This window comes from Actinokineospora sp. UTMC 2448, assembly GCF_024760565.1.
GTDB lineage: Bacteria > Actinomycetota > Actinomycetes > Mycobacteriales > Pseudonocardiaceae > Actinokineospora > Actinokineospora fastidiosa.
In genome coordinates, this window is the sequence record NZ_CP031087.1 from 31,552 (window position 1) to 53,037 (window position 21,486).

The 21,486-nt window shown below is 71.7% G+C and carries 20 protein-coding genes, 1 tRNA gene and 1 pseudogene; 9 read left to right on the top strand and 13 right to left on the bottom strand.

Features of this window, described 5'->3' with window-relative positions; genetic code table 11:
- Window positions 1–80: 80 nt before the first annotated feature.
- Window positions 81–347 carry a cell division protein CrgA gene (crgA, locus tag Actkin_RS00165; protein WP_189208997.1) on the bottom strand — a complete coding sequence of 89 codons (267 nt, stop codon included), beginning with the start codon at window positions 345–347 and terminating at the stop codon, window positions 81–83.
- 129 nt (window positions 348–476) lie between these two features.
- Between crgA and Actkin_RS00170 the strand changes: the two genes are divergently transcribed.
- A complete protein-coding gene (locus Actkin_RS00170; protein ID WP_258905389.1) occupies window positions 477–1,304 on the top strand; it encodes a class E sortase in 828 nt (275 codons plus the stop codon).
- The gene (locus tag Actkin_RS00175) at window positions 1,304–1,459 is read left to right on the top strand and encodes a hypothetical protein (RefSeq protein WP_189208995.1); all 156 of its coding nucleotides are present in this window, start codon (window positions 1,304–1,306) and stop codon (window positions 1,457–1,459) included. The genes Actkin_RS00170 and Actkin_RS00175 overlap by 1 nt, the downstream gene beginning before the upstream one ends.
- Here Actkin_RS00175 and Actkin_RS00180 read toward each other — a convergent pair.
- Window positions 1,437–2,624 carry an APC family permease gene (locus Actkin_RS00180; protein WP_258905390.1) on the bottom strand — a complete coding sequence of 396 codons (1,188 nt, stop codon included), beginning with the start codon at window positions 2,622–2,624 and terminating at the stop codon, window positions 1,437–1,439. The two genes, Actkin_RS00175 and Actkin_RS00180, sit on opposite strands and share 23 nt — an antisense overlap.
- Window positions 2,625–2,666: 42 nt before the next feature.
- Here Actkin_RS00180 and Actkin_RS00185 point away from each other — a divergent pair, with 42 nt between their 5' ends.
- Window positions 2,667–3,317 (top strand): aminodeoxychorismate/anthranilate synthase component II, encoded by a 651-nt coding sequence (locus Actkin_RS00185; protein WP_258905391.1) that lies wholly within the window; start codon window positions 2,667–2,669, stop codon window positions 3,315–3,317.
- A 69-nt stretch (window positions 3,318–3,386) separates the two neighbouring features.
- Here the strand turns inward: Actkin_RS00185 and pknB are convergent, their stop codons facing one another.
- From pknB to Actkin_RS00220, 7 genes are all read right to left on the bottom strand, one after another.
- A complete protein-coding gene (pknB, locus tag Actkin_RS00190) occupies window positions 3,387–5,387 on the bottom strand; it encodes a Stk1 family PASTA domain-containing Ser/Thr kinase (RefSeq protein ID WP_189208992.1) in 2,001 nt (666 codons plus the stop codon).
- A gap of 53 nt (window positions 5,388–5,440) precedes the next feature.
- Window positions 5,441–6,829: a serine/threonine-protein kinase gene (locus Actkin_RS00195; RefSeq protein ID WP_258905392.1), complete on the bottom strand. Its 1,389-nt coding sequence runs from the start codon at window positions 6,827–6,829 to the stop codon at window positions 5,441–5,443.
- A 1-nt stretch (window position 6,830) separates the two neighbouring features.
- The gene (locus Actkin_RS00200) at window positions 6,831–8,321 is read right to left on the bottom strand and encodes a peptidoglycan D,D-transpeptidase FtsI family protein (protein ID WP_189208990.1); all 1,491 of its coding nucleotides are present in this window, start codon (window positions 8,319–8,321) and stop codon (window positions 6,831–6,833) included.
- Window positions 8,318–9,781 (bottom strand): FtsW/RodA/SpoVE family cell cycle protein, encoded by a 1,464-nt coding sequence (locus Actkin_RS00205; protein ID WP_189208989.1) that lies wholly within the window; start codon window positions 9,779–9,781, stop codon window positions 8,318–8,320. The genes Actkin_RS00200 and Actkin_RS00205 overlap by 4 nt, the downstream gene beginning before the upstream one ends.
- The gene (locus Actkin_RS00210; RefSeq protein ID WP_258905393.1) at window positions 9,781–11,253 is read right to left on the bottom strand and encodes a PP2C family protein-serine/threonine phosphatase; all 1,473 of its coding nucleotides are present in this window, start codon (window positions 11,251–11,253) and stop codon (window positions 9,781–9,783) included. Before Actkin_RS00210 ends, Actkin_RS00205 begins: the two co-directional genes overlap by 1 nt.
- Complete coding sequence (locus Actkin_RS00215; RefSeq protein ID WP_189208987.1) at window positions 11,250–11,705, bottom strand: FHA domain-containing protein FhaB/FipA; 456 nt, start codon at window positions 11,703–11,705, stop codon at window positions 11,250–11,252. Before Actkin_RS00215 ends, Actkin_RS00210 begins: the two co-directional genes overlap by 4 nt.
- Window positions 11,706–11,826: 121 nt before the next feature.
- The gene (locus Actkin_RS00220) at window positions 11,827–13,029 is read right to left on the bottom strand and encodes an FHA domain-containing protein (RefSeq protein ID WP_189208986.1); all 1,203 of its coding nucleotides are present in this window, start codon (window positions 13,027–13,029) and stop codon (window positions 11,827–11,829) included.
- A 126-nt stretch (window positions 13,030–13,155) separates the two neighbouring features.
- Between Actkin_RS00220 and Actkin_RS00225 the strand changes: the two genes are divergently transcribed.
- The 3 genes from Actkin_RS00225 to Actkin_RS00235 all read left to right on the top strand — a co-directional run bounded on the left by Actkin_RS00225 (window position 13,156) and on the right by Actkin_RS00235 (window position 14,929).
- Window positions 13,156–13,238 (top strand) — tRNA-Leu (locus Actkin_RS00225).
- Between the two features lie 370 nt (window positions 13,239–13,608).
- Window positions 13,609–14,247, top strand: coding sequence for a hypothetical protein (locus Actkin_RS00230; RefSeq protein ID WP_258905394.1), 639 nt, complete (start codon window positions 13,609–13,611; stop codon window positions 14,245–14,247).
- Between the two features lie 16 nt (window positions 14,248–14,263).
- A complete protein-coding gene (locus Actkin_RS00235) occupies window positions 14,264–14,929 on the top strand; it encodes an NAD(P)H-binding protein (RefSeq protein ID WP_258905395.1) in 666 nt (221 codons plus the stop codon).
- Here Actkin_RS00235 and Actkin_RS00240 read toward each other — a convergent pair.
- A complete protein-coding gene (locus tag Actkin_RS00240) occupies window positions 14,893–16,206 on the bottom strand; it encodes an FAD-linked oxidoreductase, L-gulonolactone oxidase family (protein ID WP_258905396.1) in 1,314 nt (437 codons plus the stop codon). The two genes, Actkin_RS00235 and Actkin_RS00240, sit on opposite strands and share 37 nt — an antisense overlap.
- A 59-nt stretch (window positions 16,207–16,265) precedes the next feature.
- On the opposite strand from Actkin_RS00240, the gene Actkin_RS00245 reads away from it, so the two are divergent.
- Window positions 16,266–17,468, top strand: coding sequence for an alanine racemase (locus Actkin_RS00245; protein ID WP_229786577.1), 1,203 nt, complete (start codon window positions 16,266–16,268; stop codon window positions 17,466–17,468).
- On the opposite strand, the gene Actkin_RS00250 is transcribed toward Actkin_RS00245, so the two are convergent.
- From Actkin_RS00250 to Actkin_RS00260, 3 genes and pseudogenes are all read right to left on the bottom strand, one after another.
- Window positions 17,465–18,088 (bottom strand): TetR/AcrR family transcriptional regulator, encoded by a 624-nt coding sequence (locus tag Actkin_RS00250; RefSeq protein WP_373292320.1) that lies wholly within the window; start codon window positions 18,086–18,088, stop codon window positions 17,465–17,467. The genes Actkin_RS00245 and Actkin_RS00250 overlap by 4 nt on opposite strands.
- A gap of 255 nt (window positions 18,089–18,343) precedes the next feature.
- Window positions 18,344–18,673 carry a hypothetical protein gene (locus Actkin_RS00255; protein WP_189208982.1) on the bottom strand — a complete coding sequence of 110 codons (330 nt, stop codon included), beginning with the start codon at window positions 18,671–18,673 and terminating at the stop codon, window positions 18,344–18,346.
- Window positions 18,674–18,685: 12 nt separating this feature from the next.
- A pseudogene (locus Actkin_RS00260) lies at window positions 18,686–18,871 on the bottom strand (hypothetical protein); the annotation flags it as partial.
- A gap of 267 nt (window positions 18,872–19,138) precedes the next feature.
- Here Actkin_RS00260 and Actkin_RS00265 point away from each other — a divergent pair.
- Together Actkin_RS00265 and Actkin_RS00270 are read left to right on the top strand one after the other, a co-directional pair.
- Window positions 19,139–20,512: a helix-turn-helix domain-containing protein gene (locus Actkin_RS00265; RefSeq protein ID WP_396122917.1), complete on the top strand. Its 1,374-nt coding sequence runs from the start codon at window positions 19,139–19,141 to the stop codon at window positions 20,510–20,512.
- 22 nt (window positions 20,513–20,534) lie between these two features.
- Window positions 20,535–21,428 carry a phosphotransferase enzyme family protein gene (locus tag Actkin_RS00270; protein ID WP_396122918.1) on the top strand — a complete coding sequence of 298 codons (894 nt, stop codon included), beginning with the start codon at window positions 20,535–20,537 and terminating at the stop codon, window positions 21,426–21,428.
- The last annotated feature ends 58 nt before the right edge of the window (window positions 21,429–21,486 follow it).

Genomic DNA, 21,486 nt, shown 5'->3' on the forward strand with positions numbered 1-21,486 from the left:
GGTTCAGCCGGTAGGGGCCGAACGGCGCAGTCCTTGAGACCCCGAACGGGGGTACGGGGCGACGGACTGTGGATGGCCGCCTACCGCCAGCGCATCGTCATCAGCAGGCCCGCGATCATCAGCGCGAACCCGATGGCGAAGTTCCAGTTGCCGAGGTCGGCCATGAAGGGGATCTTCTCCCCGGCGATGTAATTCACGACCAGCCACGCCAGGCCGAGCACCATGATGCCCAGCATGATGGTGATGTAGAGCGGGTGGGACGGTCCGGCGGGCTTGACCTTCACCGCTGTCCGGCGGTCGGCCGGAGGGGTGTAGGCGGCCTTCTTGCGGACCTTCGACTTCGGCATGCTGTCCTCGCCTGGCTGGGAACTTCGGGTGCGCGCGGCATGGGCGCAACTCGCGCCGATGCAACACGTTAACGTAACGGAGCAGGTGGCCGGATCACCAGTCGCCAACAATCCTGCGGAGGAATTCGGATGAGCACGGTCGCGCCCACGGCGCCGGAGGGCGGCGGTGCGCGCTCGGTGGTGCGCGGGGTCGGCGAGGTGTTCATCACACTCGGCCTGGTGATCCTGCTGTTCGTGGTCTACGAGGTCTACGTCACCGACATTTTCTCCGCGGCCAAGCAGCGCGAGGCCACCTCCGCGCTGGACGACCGCTGGGGCACCCCGGCCGACCCCGAGCGGGTCGAGCGGTTCGACGGCCTCGACGAGGGCGCGGGCTTCGCGAAGATGTTCATCCCCGCCTTCGGCGCGGACTACTCCTTCACGATCCTGGAAGGCATCACCGAGAAGACCCTGGAGATCGGCCCCGGCCACTACCCGGACACCGCCTACCCCGGCGAGCCCGGCAACTTCGCCGTCGCGGGCCACCGGGTGGGCAAGGGCGCGCCGTTCAACGACATCGACCTGCTGAACTCCTGTGACGCCATCGTCGTGGAGACCCGCTACAACTGGTTCGTCTACCGCGTGCTGCCCAAGGCCGACGAGGTCGCCGACTGGGCGGGCACGCGCGCCGCCGACCCGAGGTGCGCGGGCGTCTCGCCGCTGGGCGCGCCGTACGACAACGTCGTCGGCCAGCGGATCGTCAGCCCGGGGCAGGGCGAGGTCGTGGCTCCCGTGCCCGGGCTGCCGGGCGCGGAGAACAGCGTCGGCGAGCAGGTCACCCTGATGACGCTGACCACCTGCCACCCGCGCTTCTCCGACCGCGAGCGGCTCATCGTGCACGCGGTGCTGGTCAAGCAGTGGGAGAAGGACCCGAACAACCCGGGCGCGCTGCCGCCGGAGCTGAAGGAGACCGTCTGATGTACGGCTGGATCTGGCGGCACCTGCCCGGCCCGTTCGCGGTCCGGGTCCTGACCGCGGTGCTGCTGATCGCGGGCGTGGTGGCGCTGCTGATGTTCGTGGTGTTCCCGTGGATCGAGCCGAAGCTGCCGTTCAACGAGGTGACGACCGAATAGCCAGCCGCCCGAGCAGGCCGACGGCGAACACGGCGACACCCGTGACCACCGACCAGGTCGGCAGGGTGACCACCAGCAGGACGCAGCCCGCCAGCCCGGCCGCGGGCAGCGGGCCGCGCCACTTCCGGTACGCGCAGGCGTTGGCGACGGCGTAGTAGACGAGCACGCCGAACGACGAGAAGCCGACCACCCCGCGCAGGTCCGCGACGAGCACGAGCCCGCACACCACCGCGCCGACGGCGACCTGCGCGACCCTGGGCACCGAACCGTGGACGGCGGCCAGCCCGCCCGGCAGGTCCCGCTCGCGGGCCATGGCCAGCGTCGTGCGGCCGATCCCCGCGATGAGCCCGAGCAGTGCGCCCAGGCAGGCAGCCGCCGCGCCGACCCGGACGACCGCGGCCCACCCCGGCAGCCCGGCCGCGCCGACCAGGTCCACCAGCGGCGCGGCCGACGCCGCCAGCCGGGCCGGGCCGAGCACCAGCAGCAGGGTCGACCCGACGATGAGGTAGATGAGCACGGCCGCGCTCAACGCGGCCAGCACCGCGCGCGGGATGGTGCGGGCGGGGTCGCGGACCTCCTCGCCGAGGGTGGCGATCCGGGCGTACCCGGCGAAGGCGAAGAACAGCAGCCCGGCGGCCTGGAGGACGCCGAGCGGGCCCGAGGGCGCCCACTCGATCGCGCCGACGGCGGGCACGGACACCGCGACGGCGCCCAGCAGGACCACCAGCACGATCGCCAACAGCACCTTGGTGACCGCGGCCGTGCGGGTGATGCCGAGGCAGGTCACCGCCGTCAGCACGACGACCGCGCCCACCGCGGCGGGCCGCTCGAACCCGGGCGCGGCGTACGCGGCGAACGTCATCGCCATGGCCGCGCAGCTGGCCGTCTTCCCGACCACGAAACCCCAGCCCGCGACGAACCCCCACCACGGCCCGAGCACCTCGCGCCCATACAGGTAGGTGCCGCCCGACGCGGGATAGACGGCCGCCAGGCGCGCGGACGCGTTCGCGTTGCAGTACGCGACGAACCCGGCGATCCCCAGCGCGACGAGCAGCAGACCGCCCGCCGCCGCTGCGGCCGGGGCGAACACCGCGAAGACGCCAGCGCCCAGCATCGAGCCGAGCCCGATGGCGGTGGCGTCCACAACCCCCAGTTCGCGGCGCATACGAGGATGCTTCCATCCGCATGTGGCCGGTAGGTTGACGGCATGCGCGTCCTCGTGGTCGACAACTACGACAGCTTCGTCTACAACCTGGTCCAGTACCTGGCCCAGCTCGGCGCCGACTGCACGGTCTGGCGCAACGACGCGCCCGAACTCGCCGCCCCCGGCGCCCTCGACGGCTTCGACGCCGTGCTCGTCAGCCCCGGCCCGAGCACGCCGGAGCGCGCGGGCCACAGCATCGACACCGTCCGCCGCTGCGCCGAGCGCGCGCTGCCGGTCCTCGGCGTCTGCCTCGGCCACCAGGCCATCGGCGTGGCGTGGGGCGCCACCGTCGACCGCGCCCCGGAGCTGCTGCACGGCAAGACCAGCCAGGTCGAGCACACCGGCGGCGGCGTGCTGGCCGGGCTGCCCAGCCCGTTCACCGCCACCCGCTACCACTCGCTGACGGTGCTGCCGGAGACGATCCCGGACGCGGAGTTCGAGGTCACCGGCCGCACCGCGACGGGCATCGTCATGGCCATGCGCCACCGCACGCTGCCGGTCGAGGGCGTCCAGTTCCACCCGGAGTCCGTGCTGACCGACGGCGGCCACCGCATGCTCGCCAACTGGATGGCGGCGGCGGGCTTCCCGGTCCCCGAGCACCGGGTCGTGGAGCTGGAGAAGCAGATGCGCGCCCTCACCGCAGCGCTGTCCTGAGCGCACACCCTCCCCCGAACAGAAGACTGTGGCCCCCGTCCGAGGACGGGGGCCACAGGTCGTCAGGGGCTAATTGCCGTTGCCGCCGCCGGGCAGGCAGCCGAACTGCTGCTCCTCGTGGACGAACACCTGGATCGTGCGGTCCTTGTCGATCTCCTCGCCCGGATTCGGGCTCTGGTTGAAGATCTTGCCGATCTCCTCCTCGTCACAGGTGTCGCGCACCTTGTTGACGTTGAACCGGCCGGTCCAGCCGCCGCCCCGCAGGGCCTGCTCGGCCTCGTCCACGGTCATGCCGGAGAGGTCGGGCATCTCTAGCGGCTGGTCGACCTGGTCGCCGTTGGAGACGTCGAGCACGACGGTGAAGCCGGGCGCGACCTCGCCGTCCTTGGGCGCCTGGTTGACGACCGTGCCCGCGGGCTGGTCGGAGGAGACGTCGCGGCGCTGCGGCTCGAGACCGGCCTCCTTGAGGTTGCGGGCCGCGGTCTCGTAGTCCTGGCCGATCACGTTCGGGACGGAGACCTTCGCCTTGGCCTTGCCGATCGTCAGCGTGACCGAGGTGCCGACGTCGACCTGCTGGTTGGCGGCCGGGTTGGTCTTGACGACCTTGCCGACCTTGCTCTCGTCGTCGACCTCTTCCTCGGCGACGGTCGGCGAGACCTGCAGCTTCGCCTCTTCCAGCGCGGTGGTGGCCTCTTCCTGGGTCTTGCCGATCACGTCGGGAACGGCGACCTTGCCCGGCTTCACGCCGACCCGGTAGGTGACCGTGTCGCCCGGGCTCACCTCGGTGCCCGCGGCGGGCGTGGTGCCGATGACCCGGCCGATGTCGTTCGCGCCGCACTCGCCGGGCTGGCCGTCGGCGGTCTGCTCGCACTTGACCTCGACCCGCTCGACCTTCAGCCCGGCGGCCTCGAGCTGCCTGCGGGCGTCGGCCTCCAGCTGGCTCACCACGTCGGGCACCGCGACGGTCTGCGGCGTGGTGGGCGCGTCCTCCTGGTTCAGCAGCCAGAACAGCAGGCCGACCAGGGCGGCGACCAGCAGCGCGGCCAGGACGACCGCCCAGGTCTTGCGCTGCTTGCGGCGGCGCTCGTCCTCGTCGTCGTAGTAGTCGTCGTAGTCGTCGACCAGCGCCTCGGGACGGTGCCGCCCGCCGCCGGAGGTCGGCATCGGCCTGCCCGCGCCGAGCACGGCAGTGCGGTCGTCCTCGGTCATCACCATCGGCGCGGACGGGCGCTGGCCCGACAGCACGCGCACGATGTCGGTGCGCATCTCGGCGGCCGACTGGTAGCGGTTGGCCGCGCCCTTGGACATCGCCTTGAGCACGATCGCGTCCAGCTGCGGGCTCACCCGGGGGTTGAGCTGCGACGGCGGCCTCGGGTCCTCCCGCACGTGCTGGTAGGCGACCGCCACCGGGGAGTCCCCGGTGAACGGCGGCTCGCCGGTCAGCAGCTCGAAGAGGACGCAGCCGGTGGCGTAGACGTCGGAGCGGGCGTCGACGGCCTCGCCGCGCGCCTGCTCGGGGGAGAGGTACTGCGCGGTGCCGATGACCGCGGCGGTCTGGGTGACCGCGGCCTGCCCGTCGGCGACCGCGCGGGCGATGCCGAAGTCCATGACCTTGACCGCGCCCGAGCGGTTGATCATCACGTTGGCGGGCTTGACGTCGCGGTGCACGATGCCGTGCCGGTGGCTGAAGTCCAGGGCGGCGCAGACGTCGGCCATGATCTCCATGGCTCTCTGCCCGGACAGCGGCCCCTCGGTCTTGACGATGTCGCGCAGCGTCCGGCCGTCGACGTACTCCATCACGATGTAGGGCAGCGGGCCCTGCTCGGTGAGCGTCTCGCCGGTGTCGTAGACCGCGACGATGGCCGGGTGGTTCAGCGCGGCGGCGTTCTGCGCCTCGCGGCGGAACCGCTCCTGGAACTGCGGGTCGCGGGCGAGGTCGGCGCGCAGCACCTTGACCGCGACCTCCCGCCCGAGCCGGACGTCGCGGCCCCGGTGGACCTCGGACATGCCGCCGTAACCGAGAGTCTCACCGATCTCGTAGCGGTTGGAGAGCAAACGCGGTGTGGTCATTGGTGCGTCGTCCCGCTCCTAGTCATGTCCAAATCCTGACGTTGCATCGGCGATCACCGCGACCCGGCTTGGGGCCTGCAGAAGATTGTGACCGTATCGCCGCGGTAGACCGCGCCCTCCGGCGACGACCCTACGACGAGGCAGGCCGCCCGGTTGCGCGGCGGCGTGCCCTCCTCGGTGCGCACCTCGACCTCGACCCCCAGCGCGATCAGGTCCTCCGCCACGGTGAGCGCGCTCTTGCCCAGGTACGGCGCGGGCACGAACGCGACCGGCGGGTCGGCCATGCCGGGCGGGCCGCCGGGCTCGGTGTCCTCGGTCTCGGAGTCCTGCGGCGCCGCGGTGGTCGTCTCGACGTCGCGGCTGGGCGAGGTCATGCCCGGCGAGCCGCCGTCGTCACCGTCGAGGATCGCGGGCAGGCCGATCGCCAGCGCCGCGATCAGCGCGACGGCCAGCACCACGATCGTCACCCACAGCCCGGTGCGGCCGCGCTGCCGGGGCGGCGCGGGCGGTGGCGGCGCGAACGCGCCGGTGCCCTGCACGGGCATCATGCCCGGATGGGTGTGCCCGGCCCTGGGCATGGCGTAGCCGGACGGCGCGGGCAGCGGGCGGCCCGCGCGCACGGCGGCGACCGCGGCGGCGAACTCCCCGCCGCTGCCGTAGCGGCGGCGCGGGTCCTTCACCAGCGTGGCCTCGATGACCGCGCGCGCGCCCGGCGGCACGTCCGGCGGCAGCGGCGGCGGCGCGTCCCGGATGTGCATCATCGCCACCGTCACCGCGTTCTCCGAGAGGAACGGGCGGTGGCCGGTCAGGCACTCGTAGCCGACCACGGCCAGGGAGTACACGTCGCTGGCGGGCTCGGCCTCGTGGCCCAGCGCCTGCTCGGGGGCGATGTAGTGGGCGGTGCCCATGACCATGCCCGAGCGGGTCACCGGCGCGGCGTCGGCCGCCTTGGCGATGCCGAAGTCGGTCAGCTTCACCACGCCGGACGGGGTGATCAGGATGTTGCCCGGCTTGACGTCGCGGTGGACGTACCCGCGCTCGTGCGCGGCCTGCAGCGCGAACCCGGCCTGCTCCAGGATGTCGAGCACGCGGTCGGCGTTCATCCGGCCCTCGCGGGCCACGATCGCGGCCAGCGGCTCGCCCTCGACCAGCTCCATCACCAGGTAGGCGGTGTCCTTGGGCCCGTCGACGACGGCCGCGGTCTCGCCGTAGTCGTGCACGGCGGCGATGCCCGGGTGGTTCAGCGACGCGGTGGTGCGCGCCTCCGTGCGGAAGCGGTGCAGGAACTCCGCGTCGCCGCACAGCTCCGGCTTGAGCACCTTCACCGCGACGGCCCGGTCCAGCCGGGTGTCGGCGGCCTCCCACACCTCGCCCATGCCGCCGACCGCGATCCGGCGGCTGAGCCGGTAGCGGTCGGCCAGCAACTGCCCCGAGGTGAGCATGTCAGCGCCTCCCGAGGGCGGCGCCGATCGTGGCCCTGCCGATCTGCGCGGACAGCTTGCCGCCGGTCGCGGCCACGTCCTTGCTCTCCACCACGACCGCCACCGCGATCTGCGGGTCCTCGGCCGGGGCGAACGCGACGTACCAGGCGAACGGCGGGGTGTTCTTCGGGTCGTTGCCGGTCTCGGCGGTGCCGGTCTTGGACGCGATGGTCAGCCCGTCGATCTTGCCGCCGCCCCCGGTGCGCTCCTCGGAGGCGATCATCATCTGGGTCAGCTGGTCGGCGCTGTCGCCGGACATGGCCGAGCCCAGGCTCTCCTCGTCGAAGTTGCCGATCTCCTGCAGGTCGGGGGCGAGCACCTGCTGGACCAGCTGCGGCTTCATGACCTCGCCGTCGTTGGCGATGGCGGCGACGATCATCGCGTTCTGCAGCGGGCTCAGCCGCACGTCGCGCTGGCCGATGCCGCTCTGGTACAGCGCGTTCTCGTCGGCGACGGTCATGCAGCCGCCCTCGACGCGCGGCCCGAGGCAGGACTGCACGACCGGCATCGGCACGGTCAGCTCGCTCTCCCCGACGCCGAACGCCGCCGCCTGCTCGACCAGCCGCTCCTCGCCGAGGTCGTGGGCGATCTGGGCGAACGCGGTGTTGCACGAGTGCGCGAGCGCGGTCTCCAGCGTCACCGTGGTCCGGCTGCCCGCGCAGAAGCCGCGGTTGTAGTTGCGCAGCTCGGAGCCGCCGACCTGGATCTTGTCGGTGGCGGTGACCTGGTCCTCCCTGGTCAGCCCGTCCTCCAGCGCCGCGGCGGCGACGACCAGCTTGAACGTCGACCCGGGCGCGTAGGTCTCGCTGATCGCCCGGTTGAGCATCGGCTTGCTCTTGGTCTGGTAGGAGTTCCACGCCTCCACCTGCGTGTCGCGCGAGTGCGCTGCCAGCGGGTTCGGGTCGTAGGACGGCGTGCTGACCATGGCCAGGATCTGCCCGGTCTTGGGGTTGAGCGCCACCACGGACCCGGCGAACCCGTTCTTCTCCATGGCCTCGTAGGCGGCCTTCTGCGCGGCCGGGTTGATCGTGGTGACGACGTTGCCGCCGCGCGGGTCCCGGCCGGTGATCAGGTCCGACAGCCGCCGCACGAACAGCCGGTCGTCGGAGCCGTTGAGGATCTCGTCCTGGTAGCGCTCCAGGCCGGCGGTGCCGTAGTTGATCGAGTAGTGGCCGGTGATGTGGCTGTACATCGGGCCGTTGGGGTACTGGCGCAGGAATCGGTAGCGGTTGTCGGTGGGCAGCGACGTGGCCAGCGCCACCCACTTCTCGTCGGCGTTGAGCACCAGGATCTTGCCGCGCTCGCGGGCGTACTCCTCCAGCAGGACGCGGCGGTTGCGCGGGTCCTCGCGGTAGTCGTCGGCCTTGATCACCTGGATGTAGGTGGAGTTCAGGAGCAGCAGCACGATCATGGCGAGCATGGCCATGCCGACGCGGCGGAGCGGGGTGTTCATTTCGGACGCTCCACCAGCACGGTGCCCGCCTCGGCGATCGGGGTCTGCGGAACCGGCTTGCGCGGCGCCGGGGTCTGCGGCCGGCGGGCCGCGTCGGAGATGCGCAGCAGCAGCGCGACCAGGATGTAGTTGGCCAGCAGCGACGAGCCGCCCAGGGACAGGAACGGCGAGGTCAGACCGGTCATCGGGATCAGCTTGGTGACGCCGCCGACGACCACGAACACCTGCATGATCAGCAGGAACGACAGGCCGCCGCCGAGCAGCTTGCCGAACGAGTCGCGCACGGCCAGCGCGCTGCGCATGCCGCGCATGGCCAGCAGCGTGTAGACCAGCAGCAGCGCGGCGAGGCCGATGAAGCCCAGCTCCTCGGCGATCGCGGCGATGATGAAGTCGGAGTTGGCCAGCGGGACCAGGTCCGGTCGGCCAGCGCCGAGGCCGGTGCCGCCCATGCCGCCGGTGCCCTGCCCGAACAGCGCCTGGGCGATCTGGAAGCCGCCGCCGTCCTGGTCGTAGGTCGCCAGCGGGTCCAGCCAGTTGGCCACGCGCTGCTGGACGTGCCCGAACAGCTGGTAGGCGATGAGGCAGCCCGCGACGAACAGGCTCAGCCCGGTGACCACCCACACCGCGCGCTCGGTGGCCACGTAGAGCATCACCAGGATCGTGCCGAAGAACAGCAGCGAGGTGCCCAGGTCCTTCTGGAACACCAGGACGCCGACCGAGACGCCCCAGGCGAACAGGATCGGCCCGAGGTCGCGGGCGCGCGGCAGGTCGACGCCGAGCACCCGGCGGCCCGCGGCCATGAACAGGTCGCGCTTGGAGACCAGGAAGCCAGCGAAGAAGATCAGCAGCAGGATCTTGGCGAACTCGCCGGGCTGGATCGACAGGCCGGCGACCCGCAGCCAGATCTTGGCGCCGTTGATCGGCGGGGCGATCGCGCTGGGCAGCACCGCGGGCAGGGCCAGCAGGAACAGGCCTGCCGCGCCGACCATGTAGCTGTACTTGGTCAGCGTCCGGTGGTCGCGCACGACGCGCAGCACCACGAGGAACAGCACCAGGGCGAGCGCGGTCCAGGCGATCTGCTTGGGCACGTCGTTGTTGAACTCCCGGCCCGCCTGCAGCGCGCGTTCGGCCAGGGCCAGGTCGATCCGGTAGATCATCACCAGGCCGAGGCCGTTGAGCACGGCGACGCACGGCAGGATCAGCGGATCGGCGTACGGCGCCCAGTGCCGCACCGCGGCGTGCGCGACGCCGAAGAGCGCCAGGTAGGCCAGCCCGTACCAGACGATGCGGAAGGTGAGCTGCTGCTCCTGGTTCGCCTCGACCAGCATCAACGCGACGGACACGATGAAGGCGGCGAACCCGAGCAGCACCAGCTCGGTGCCGCGCCGGGTCGGCGCCTTGTCCTGGTCCGCGCCCTGCCCGGTCGCCGGACCCGCTTTGCCCTGGACCGGAAGCGCCATCAGCCGCCGCCGTCCCGGGGTTCGCGGCAGTTCACGCCCGGCTGGGGCGTGCGCTCGACCGTCGACTGGGCCGTGGTGCCGGGGGCCTGGGTCGTCGCCGTGCCCGCGGTCGTGGTCGGCGCGGCCGCAGTGGTCGTGGTGGTCGCGGTGGTCGTGGTGGCCTGGCCGGTCGGCTGCGCCGATCCGCCCGCTGGCCCGGTGGCAGGCTGCTCGGGCGTCTGCTGGGCGGTGAAGTCGGCGCAGGTGGGCAGCCAGAACTTGTGCCGCAGCTCGCTGAGGAACCCGCGCGCGGCGGCGACGCTGTCGAAGGAGTTGGAGCCGTTGCGGACCTCGTCCTTGCCGAACTGCTCCATGTCGTCGACGAACAGCCGGTCGCACTGCGGCTCCACGCCGCACGAGCCCTCCAGCTGGCTGTTCAGCGACAGGCCGAGCACGCTGCCGCGCACGCCCTGGAAGACCGCGACCTCGCCGTCGGCGCCCTCGCCGACGAAGTACTGGTTGTTGACCCACAGCCGCGCGGCGACCGCGCCCGCGACGAGCAGGATCAGCACGATGACGGAGATCACCACCGCGCGCACGCGCTTGCGGCGCTTGAGCCGGGGGTCCGGCGGCGGCGGGGCCAGCGGGTCGCGGCGCGGCTCCTGCGGCCGGGGCGGGTTCAGCGCGCTGGCCCGGGAGGCCGCCGAGTCCGGCGGCGGGGTGGCGTCCTGGCCGTTGCCCGCTGCCCCGCCGACGATCGGGTCGTTGTCGCCGTAGTCGACGTCGAGCACGTCGGCGACGATCACGGTGACGTTGTCCGGGCCGCCGCTCTTGAGCGCGAGCTCGATGAGCCGGTCGGCGCACTCCTGCGGGTCCGGGATCTGGATCGCCTCGGCCAGCGTCTCGTGGCTGACCGGGCCGGACAGCCCGTCGGAGCACAGCAGGTAGCGGTCGCCTGCGCGGGCCTCGCGGATGGTCAGGCTCGGCTCGACCTCGTGGCCGGTCAGCGCCTTGAGCAGCAGCGAGCGCTGCGGGTGGGTGGCCGCCTCCTCCTCAGTGATCCGGCCCTCGTCGATGAGCGACTGCACGAACGTGTCGTCGTGGGTGATCTGGCTGAACTGGCCGTTGCGGCGCAGGTAGACGCGCGAGTCCCCGACGTGGACGAGGCCGATCCTGGTCCCCGCGAACAGGATCGCCGACAGGGTCGTGCCCATGCCGTCGAGGTCGGGGTCGCCCGCCACGAGCTCGGCGATGGCGCTGTTGCCCGCCAGCACCGCCTCGCGCAGCTGGCCGAGCAGGTCCTCGCCGGGCTCGTCGTCGTCGAGCGGGGCGAGCGCGGCTATGACGACCTTGCTGGCCACCTCGCCCGCGACGTGGCCGCCCATGCCGTCGGCCAGGGAAAGCAGGCGTGGACCCGCGTACACGGAGTCCTGGTTGTTCGAACGGACCAGGCCCCGGTCGCTGCGGGCCGCGTAGCGAAGCACAAGCGTCATGAGCGCAGCTCGATCACCGTCTTGCCAATACGGATCGGGACTCCCAGGGGAACCCGAAGGGGTGCGGTGACCTTAGCCCGGTCCAGATACGTCCCGTTAGTGGAGCCCAGGTCTTCCACGTACCAGTCCGTCCCGCGCATCGACAGCCGGGCGTGCCGGGTGGAGGCGTAGTCGTCGTCGAGGACGAGCGTCGAGTCGTCCGCCCGGCCTATCATGATCGGCCTGCCGTCCAGGGAGATCCTGGTGCCCGCGAGCGCGCCGTGCGTGACGACCAGCTGACGGGGCGCCTTGCCCCGGGTCTTCTGACCCGACTTGCGGAATCCCGGCATCGCCACGCGCAGCCCGGAGGCGGCGTAGATGTCCGAGCGCACCACCCGCAGCGCGGCCAGCACGAACAGCCAGAGCAAGGCCAGGAAGCCCGCTCTGGTCAGCTGCATCACCAACTCCGGCACTTGTCGCGACCGCTCCTGCTTGTGGTGGACATGGCTTGGCGACCACCGGGGCCCTGGTGGCCCCGCCGGTCGGATAGACGTGCGGCCAGCCCGATGCGTTGCGCTCGGACCGCGGCCGCGATCAGCCCTGGGTCCGGAACACCAGCGACGAGTGGCCGATCCGGACGACGTCGCCGTCGGCCAGCTGCCACGTCTGCACCGGGGTGCCGTTCACCGTGGTGCCGTTGGTGGAGCCCAGGTCGGCGAGCGTGGCGCTCTGACCATCCCAGGTGATCTCCAGGTGGCGGCGCGACACGCCGGTGTCGGGCAGGCGGAAATCGGCGTCCTGGCCGCGGCCGACCACGTTGCCGCCCTGCTTCAGGCTGTAGTTGCGGTTGGACCCGTCGTCGAGCTGCAGCGACGCGGAGAGCTGGCGCGGGCCGGTCTGCACGGCGGGCGGCGCGTAACCGGGCTGCCCGTAGCCCTGCTGGCCGTAACCCTGGTCGTAGCCGCCCTGCTGGCCGTAGCCCGCCTGCTGCCCGTAGCCCTGGTCGTAGCCCTGCTGGCCATAACCCTGCTGGCCGTAACCCTGGTCATAGCCCTGCTGGCCGTAGCCCTGCTGGCCATACCCCTGGTCGTAACCGCCGCCTTGCTGTCCGTAGCCCTGCTCGTAGCCCTGCTGGCCGTAGCCCTGCTGGCCGCCGTAGCCCTGGTCGTAGCCGCCCTGCTGCTGCTGGCCGTAACCCTGGTCGTAACCGCCGCCTTGCTGGCCGTAGCCCTGCTGGCCGTACTGATCGTTGCCGTACTGGCCTTGCTGCCCGTACCCGTACTGCTGGTTCTGCTGGCCGTAGGGATCGCCCTCGGGCTGGTGGCCGTAGCCGGGAGGCTGGCTCATGGATCGGTCTCCTGCGTTGCGGGGGGATGCCTGCCGTCTTCCGTCCGAAGCTGACGCTCCCTCGGACTGACGCTGCACGTCGGGGTCGACGGTAGAGCGGGTTCGGAACTGTCCGGTGTGCAGCCCGTCGGAGCGCTCCAGGGAGACTACGACCTCGCCGTACGTTTCCCACCCGTTCTCGGCGAGATGCTCGGCCACGCAGTCCGCGAGCAGCGTCGTCATCCGACCCTCGTCACCGGAGAAGTTCCGGTGGTCGTCGGGCCCGAGCACAACCACGTAGTGGTTGGGGGCGAGGAGCCGTCCACCCGCCAGTTCGCGGATGTTGGCCTCACCTTCGCGCTGCAGCGCCTGCGCCAGCTCCTGCGGCACGACGTTGCCACCGAACACGCGCGCGAAGGTGTTGCCGACGACATCCTCCAGCCTGCGGTTAAGCCGCTGTCCGATGTTCATGGCACCTCCTTCCCGAGCGGGCTCCTGACCCGATCGTATCCGGGTAGGCGACCCCGGACACGGGTATGTGCGACCCACCTTCGAAGCCGTGCTAGAGTTCTGCACGTCCCGCCAAGGACACCACTCGGGCGAGTGGCGGAATGGCAGACGCGCACGGTTCAGGTCCGTGTGTCCGAAAGGACGTGGGGGTTCAACTCCCCCCTCGCCCACACGATAAAGCGCCTCGCGGCAGCGGGGCGTTTTTTCTTTGCCTTCCGCACGCGGACAGTGACTGGCAGTATTGGGTCGAACGCGCGCTGTCTGCAGCCTGCCGAGTGGCGCCGCGTGAGCCGCGCTACACCCTCGGTTGGCGTATTGCTGCAGGTGGGTGCCCGGTCACCCGGTTGGTCGCACAGTCGGGGTGAAGTCCGGATGTCGCTCATCGACCGGTTATCGCCCGCTTTCCGCCGCCGGTCGCAGCGCCCGCGTCGTGGTCTCTGATTCACCCCGTCCCGGCTGGTACTCCAGTGAGGTACCAATCGACCCCCCTGCCGACCGGACCCCCGGTCGGCGACGGGTGGCAGATGAAGGGTGGATTTCGTGAGCGGCACCCCAGGGCGCACGGCGGTCAGCGAGCACCTCAACGCGCTGCCCGCGCAGCTGGCGCCGCCGGTGGAGCTGCCCGGCACGGTGACCGAGCTCGCCGAGGGCGCCGCCGCGGCGCTGGGCTGGGCCGGGACGGTGCTGCCGGAGACCATCCTGCTGGGCAGGCGCGTCTGCCTGGTGGCCGAGCTGCTGCCCGACGTGCACGCCGAGCGGATCTGCCTCGGCCAGGAGCCCGTGACGGATCGCACAACCGTCTCCACGTGGGCGTGGCCCGAATTGGCCGGTCGGGTCCCCGAGCCCGCCGTGCGCATTGTCGGCGCCATCGCGGTCGCCCGGCACTGGCGCACCGGACTGGCCAACGCCGTGCCGTTCCTGCGCTACGGCGACGCCGCCGTCGTGCTCCCGACCACGGCCGTCCTCTCGCACGACTACCTGGCCAACTGCCTGCCCCGCGCCCGCGCGTACGGCGTGGCCGTGCTGGCCGCCGAGCCCGACGGCGACGCCTGCGGCACCGTGCAGGTCGACCTCCCCGGCCGCACCGACCGCGCCTTCCCCGAGGTCGACGCGCTCTACCGGTGGGTGTGCGAACTGGCCTACGAGCAGGTGCTCGAGTCGGTGGTCACGTCCGGCTGACCGTAGATTCGGTCCCATGCGCATCGCCATCGCCGGTGGCCACGGCAAGATCGCCCTCCTGCTGACCGCGCTCGCCGCGGGCCGCGGCGACGACGTCGTGGGCATCGTCCGCAATCCCGACCACGTCGCCGACGTGCGCGACCTCGGCGGGGACGCCGTCGTGGCCGACCTCGAACAGGCGACCGCCGAACAGGTCGCCGCGGTGCTCGCGGGCGCGGACGCCGTGGTGTTCGCCGCGGGCGCCGGTCCGGGCAGCGGGGCGGCGCGCAAGGAGACCGTCGACCGCGACGCCGCCGTCCTGGTCGCCGACGCGGCCCGGATCGCGGGCGTGGTCCGCTTCCTCCAGATCAGCGCGATGGGCCTGGACCGCACCGACGTCGAGCCGGTGTTCGGCGCCTATCTGCGCGCCAAGGCCGCGGCCGAGGACGACCTGCGCTCCCGCGACTTCGACTGGACGATCCTGCGGCCGGGCAGGCTCACCGACGAGGCGCCGAGCGGTCGGGTCACCCTTGGCGAGTCCGTGCCGCCCGGCGACGTCACCCGGGCCGATGTCGCCGCCGTGCTCCTGGCGCTGCTGGACGAACCGGCGAGCGCGGGCATGACGCTGGAGCTGGTCGGTGGACCGACCCCGATCGCCGAGGCGGTTCAGTCGGCGATGGGGCCCAACACGCGGTCGGTGTAGGGGTTGCGGAACAGCCCGCCGGGGTCCACATCGGACCGCACGCGGCGGAAGTCGGCGAAGCGCGGGTACCGCTCGGCGAGCGCGTCGGCGTCCATCGTGTGCATCTTGCCCCAGTGCGGCCGCCCGCCCGCGGCGCGCGCGATCGCCTCGAACAACGCGAAGTACTCCCGGTAGGGCATGCCGACGAACTGGTGCGCGGCGAGGTAGGCCGAGTCCCGCCCGTAGGCCGTCGACAGCCAGACGTCGTCGGCCGCGGCGACCCGGACCTCCACCGGGAACATCACGGGGTCGGCGAGCGCGGGCACCCTGCGCCGCAGTTCGGCCAGCACGTCCTTGAGCGCCTCGCGCGGGATGGCGTACTCCGACTCGACGAACCGGACCTTGCGGGTGGTGACGAAGACCCGGTGCGAGACGTCCTGATAGGACCGTTCGGAGAGCACGGAGGCGGAGAAGCGGTTGATGGGCCGCACGAGCCCGGGCACGGCCCGCCCGATCCGGCAGAGCGCGCCGAACGCCGCGTTCTCCATGACCTCGTACTCGATGAACCGGCGCACCGGCCCCAGCGGCCTCGGGGCGCTCCCGGCGGGCATGCGGTTGTTGCGCTTGGTCAGCGCCTTGGCGGCGTAGGGGAACCAGTAGAACTCGAAGTGGTCGTTGGCGGCGCAGTGCTCGTCGAGGCCGTCGATCACGTCGTCGAGCGGTTCCGGGCGTTCGACGGCCGACAGCGTGAAGGCGGGCTCGGCGCGCAGGGTCACCGCCGTGATGACGCCGAGCGCGCCCAGGCCGAGCCGGGCGGCGGCGAACAGGTCGGGGCGCTCGTCGGCCGAGCAGGTGACGACCGAGCCGTCGGCCAGCACCAGTTCCAGCCCGGCGACCTGGGTGGCCAGGCCGCCGAAGCGCGCGCCCGTCCCGTGCGTGCCGGTCGAGATCGCGCCCGAGACCGTCTGCGCGTCGATGTCGCCGAGGTTGGTCATGGCCAGGCCGAGCCGGTCAAGGTCGGCGTTCAGCGCGCCCAGGGTCGTTCCCGACCGGACGGTGACCAGCCCGGTCTCCCGGTCGGCGGCGATGATCCCGGTCCACCGCGACAGGTCGAGGGCGATCCCGTGCGCCGCGCCGACGGCGGTGAACGAGTGGCCGCTGCCGCGGGCGCGGACCGTCAGTCCGGACTCCGCCGCGGCGGTCACCGCCGCCGCGATCTCGGCGACCGAGCGCGGCAGCCGCACCTCGGCGGCCACGGCGCGCTCGGTGTCCGCCCAGTTCCGCCAGGCCCTGGTCATGGCCGGAGAGTATGTGAAACGACTTCACATTTCAAGGGTTCCTGTCGTACGGTGGCGCCGTGGACCAGCGCACGCTCGACGCCGCCACCGCTCACCTCGACCCGCCGTTCGCCGTGGTCGACCTCGCGGCGTTCGACCGCAACGCCGCCGACCTCGTCCGCCGCGCGTCCGGCAGGCCGATCCGGGTGGCGAGCAAGTCGGTGCGCTGCCGTCCGCTGCTGGAACGGGTGCTGAGGATGCCCGGATACCGGGGCATCATGGCCTACTCCCTCCGCGAGGCGCTGTGGCTGAACCGGACCTGGGCGGGCACGGAATTCGCCGACACCGACATCCTGGTCGCCTATCCCACCGCCGACCGGGCAGCGCTGCGCGCGCTCGCGGCCGACGAGAACGCGCGCGAGCGCGTCAGCGTGATCGTGGATTCGGTGGCGCACCTGGATTTCCTCGCCGACACCCTTGGGTCCGATCATCCGCCCATTCGCGTGTGCCTGGAGTTCGACGTCTCCTGGCGGCCGCTGTTCGGCAGTTCCCGGGTTCATGTCGGCGCGCTGCGTTCCCCGGTGTTCACCCCGAACGCGGCCCGCGCACTAGCCCGGGAGATTGTTCGACGGCCAGGAATTTCACTCATTGGTGTGATGGCCTACGAAGGGCAAATCGCGGGTTTGGGTGACAAGCCCCCGAGCAGGGCCCGTGCCGCCGTCCTCCGGTGGATGCAGCGGCGGTCCGGCGCCGAACTCGTGCGCCGCAGGACGGCCGCGGTGCGCGCGGTCGAGTCGGTGGCCCCGCTGGAGTTCGTCAACGGCGGCGGCACCGGCAGCGTCGAGCTGACCAGGGACGACCCGTCGGTCACCGAGATCGCGGCCGGGTCGGGCCTCATCGGACCGGCGCTCTTCGACGACTACCGCTCGTTCGCGCCGGATCCCGCGCTGCTGTACGCGGTCTCCGTCGTGCGCAGGCCGGGTCGCGGGGTGGCGACCGTGTTCTCCGGCGGGTTCCCGGCGTCCGGCCCGGCCGACAAGGCCCGCCTTCCCCGCCCGCACCTGCCGAAAGGGCTGCGGCTGTCGCCGATGGAGGGCGCGGGCGAGGTCCAGACCCCGCTGCTGGGCGCGGCGGCCGACCGCCTCGCCGTCGGCGACCGGGTCTGGCTGCGGCACGCCAAGGCGGGCGAGCCCGCCGAGCGCTTCACCGAGTACCACCTGGTCGACGGCGACCGGACCACCGCCGTGCCGACCTACCGGGGCGAGGGACGGAACTTCGGCTAGCCGCGCCAGCTCTCCAGCTGCCCGGATAGATACGCCCGCACCACCATCTTCGCCTCCGAGATGACCGTGTCCTCGGGGAAGAGGCTGCGCCGGAACGCGAGGTTGAGGATGCTGTCGGCGATCTCGTGCGCGACCGCGACCGGCAGCCGGATCTCGGCGAGCGGGACGCCGAAGCGCTCGGCGAGGAACGCGGCGATGTCGTCGGCGATGACGGTGTTGTTGTCCCGCTCGCTGTCGATGAGCCGCAGGTCGACGACGTCGCCGAAGCGGATGCGCCGGAAGCCCGGGATCTCCCGGTACATCTCGACGTAGAGGTCGAAGATGAGGTCGGCGCCGAGCGACCAGTGCTCGACCGGCGTCTCGTCGAAGCGGCGGGCCACCTCGGCCATGAAGTGCGCGAGGTTGCGCTGGGTCAGCGCCTGCACGACGGCCCGCTTGTCGGGGAAGAACTGGTACAGCGAGCCGACGGCGACCCCGGCGCGCTCGGCGATCAGCGTGGTCGTGACGCCGTCGTATCCCAGTTCATCGATCAGATTCGCGCACGCGTCGAGCATGCGCTGCACGCGCTGGGCGCTGCGCTGCTGGACCGGCTGCCTGCGTAGCGGGGTCGGGCTCGCCACCGCGTCTCCTCCCGGATCGGTGGCCTTCCATTTTGCCCGCTCGGAGCGCCGCTGTGGGCCGAAAGCGAGTGGTACCGCGGACCGGTGCTGGTCGGGGGAGGGAGTACAGCAGCACCGGTCCGCGGGGATCGCGGGGCGGGTCAGGCGGCAGGCCGGTCCACCACGTTCGGGGGCACGGATGCACCGACCCGCCTGCCTGGGCGACGGCCCGCCGCGCCGCTCGTGTCCGGGGTGGCGACGCGGCGGGCCGCCGGGCTATCGGGCGCCCGCCGTGGCGCGCCGCAATGCGTGGCGCGGGGGCTGCTGCGGTGCGAGACCGCCCGCGACCAGGTGTTCGTACGCCGCGCGCCAGACCGGGCACGGCGCCTTCTGCTGGCGCCACCGGCTGGAGCAGACCGGGCAGTTGCCCTTCTCGTCCGGCTCGTGGGCGCTCAGCATCGCGCGCCAGCCCTCGGTGAGCCGGGGCAGCTCGGATCGCGCGACGGACAGCAGGGAGGGGGCATCGGCCCGGTTGGCCAGTTCGGTGAGCATGTCCAGGCGCTCCCACACGGCGCTGCGCAGGACCTGGCCGAGTATTTCGTCCACCTAACGTCACCGTCACCTTTCCGCCTGTTCGGCGGCTTCCTTGAGGGCGGTCCGCAACTGGCCGAGCTGGCCGGTGGTCAGAACCGCCGTCTCGCCGGGAGGTCCGACGAGGACGACCGTGTCTTTCTCGACGAGCACGGTGAGGCAGCGGTCGCGGTTGACCACGTCGCCGCAGGAGACCCGCCAGACCCGGCGCCCGTCGGCGGACACGTCGCGGACCGCGTTCGGTGCCGACCGGAGCAGTTCCACGACTTTGGTTTCCCTCCGTGCTCTTGCGCTTACCAGGAACTACATTGAGGTGCGGAAGACGGGATTGGAGAGACGCAGCGCTGATCGGCGGCTGTTCCACGGTAAGCGGTCACCGGTCTTCGGTCGGACCGATCAGGTTCGCCGAAGCGCACTTCTCGCGGTTCGTGAAGTGCGCTTACTCTGCGCTTGACGCCCGATGGACTGTGAGGGGGCGGAATGAACTCGATCGGCGCACAGGGTTCTCCCATTTCAAGTGACACGTGGGAAGACCCGGAGATGCGCGCCGCGCTGGCCGCGCGGGAGATCAGCTCCGTCTACCGGCTGCTCAGGCGCACCGGAGTCTCACAGCGCCAGATCGCCGCGATGACCGGCCAGTCGCAGTCCGAGGTGTCGGAGATCCTCAAGGGTCGGCAGGTCATGGCCTATGACGTGCTCGCCAGGATCGCCGACGGTCTGGGTGTCCCGAGGGGATACATGGGCCTCGCGTACGACGAGGTCACCGCGGTGCGAGTCGCGGTGAGTCGCGAGGCCGCAGACTCTGAGGAGAGCGAAGAGGTGAAGCGTCGGGAGTTCCTGGCACACGCCGCCGCCGTGACGGTGGGCGCGAACGTGCTGGGCACCAACTCCGGCTCCTGGGTGGCCAGTCCCGAGCACACCCCAGGGCCGGGTCGCATCGGCATCACCGACGTGCGTCAGGTGGAGGCGGCGACGAGAGCGCTGCGATCCCTGGACTACCAGTACGGCGGCGGTTTCTGTCGGGACGCCGTGGTCGCGCAGCTGTCGTGGGGGCAGCAGATGCTGACCGCGTCGGGCACCGAGCACGTGAAGCGGCGTCTGCACGTCGCGCTCGCGGATCTGCACAACCTGGCGGGCTGGACGTCCTTCGACATCGGACTCACCGACTCCGCCCGCAGCCACTTCGGCAAGGCGCTCGTGCTGGCCAAGGAGGGCGGCAGCGAGCCGCTGGTGGCCAACATCCTCTACCGGATGGGCCGCGTCTACCTGCACAAGAAGGCCCCGGACGACGCGCTGAAGATGTTCCAGCTCGGCCAGATCGCCGCCCAGGAGTCCGGCTCCGAGCTCGCGGTCGCGGTCATCTGCGCCAACCAGGCGTGGGCCTACGCGATGCTGGGCCGCAAGGACCAGACGATGAAGCTCATCAACCGCACCCGCGACGAGTTCAGCCGGGCGAACCTCGCCGAGGCCGACGACTGGGTCAAGTTCTTCAACGAGACCGACGTCCACGCCATGATCGGCACCGTGCACACGGTGCTGGCCAGCACGGTGGACCCCAGCCACACCAAGTTCGCCATCCCGGCGCTGTCGCGGGCCATCGAGGGCTACGGCGACGAGATGACCCGCAGCAAGGCGTTCAACCTGGGCGCGCTGGCGGTCAACCACCTGCTGGAGGGCGACGTCGACCACGGGGCCAGGATCGGCCGCCAGGCCGTGGAGCTGGCCGAGAACCTCAAGTCCAGCCGGGTCATCGACCGGCTGGAGCCGCTGCGCGACGAGGCGCTCAAGCGCGTCAACAACTCCGACGCGCGTGATCTGGCCGAGCAGATCTCCAAGCTGCACAGCGTGGCGTGAGCGGCCCGGCCCCGTCGTGCCAGTGGTCAGCGAGGGCCTGTTCACCAGGGAGAACCTCCGGTCCGCCCTGGCGGCGGTCTGCGAGCACGTGGGCCTCGACCCGCTCGGCGCGCGGCTGCTGAGGTTCACCAACAACGCCGTCTTCCTGCTGGCCACCGCGCCGGTCGTGGTGCGCATCGTGGGCTCGGTCGCGCTGCGGCACCGGGTGCGCAAGGTCGTCGACGTGGCCCGCTGGTTCGCCGAGCACGGCGTCCCCGCGGTCCGGCTGGTCGGCGACATCACCCAGCCGGTCGTCGTCGGGCACTACACCGCGACCCTGTGGCACGAGGTCAAGCCGCACGACTGCCCGGCTGCGCCCGCCGACCTGGCGCGGCTGCTGCGCACCGTGCACGCCCTGCCGCCGCCTGCCGGTCTGCCCGAGTGGGACCCGCTGGACGACGTGCGCAGGCGCATCGGCGAGGCCGACGGCGTCGACGACGGCGAGCTTGCCTTCCTCCGCGAGCGCTGTGCCGAGGTCGCCGAGCGGCTGACCGCGGTCGAGTACGCGCTGCCCAGCGGGTTCGTGCACGGCGACGCCCACCTGGGCAACCTCATCCCGAGCCCGGCCGGTCCGGTGCTCTGCGACTTCGACTCCAGCTGCGTCGGCCCGCCCGAGTGGGACCTGACCCCGCTGGCCGTCGGGGTGCGGCGCTTCGGCGAGCCGGTCGCCCGGTACGCCGAGCTGGCCGACGCCTACGGCTTCGACGTGATGGCCTGGCCGGGGTTCGCGGTGCTGCGCGAGGTGCGTGAGCTGAAGCTCACGACCAGCGTGCTGCCGATCATGGCCAGTAGTCCGGAAGTGCGCCCTGAGCTGCTGCGGCGGCTGCGCGACTTCCGTCTCGGTAACACTTCCACGACCTGGTCCCGCTACACCTGACCACCGGGTTAGCCCGATCAGCGGTTGTGGGCTGTTAACAAGCTGCGTTGTGTGAACG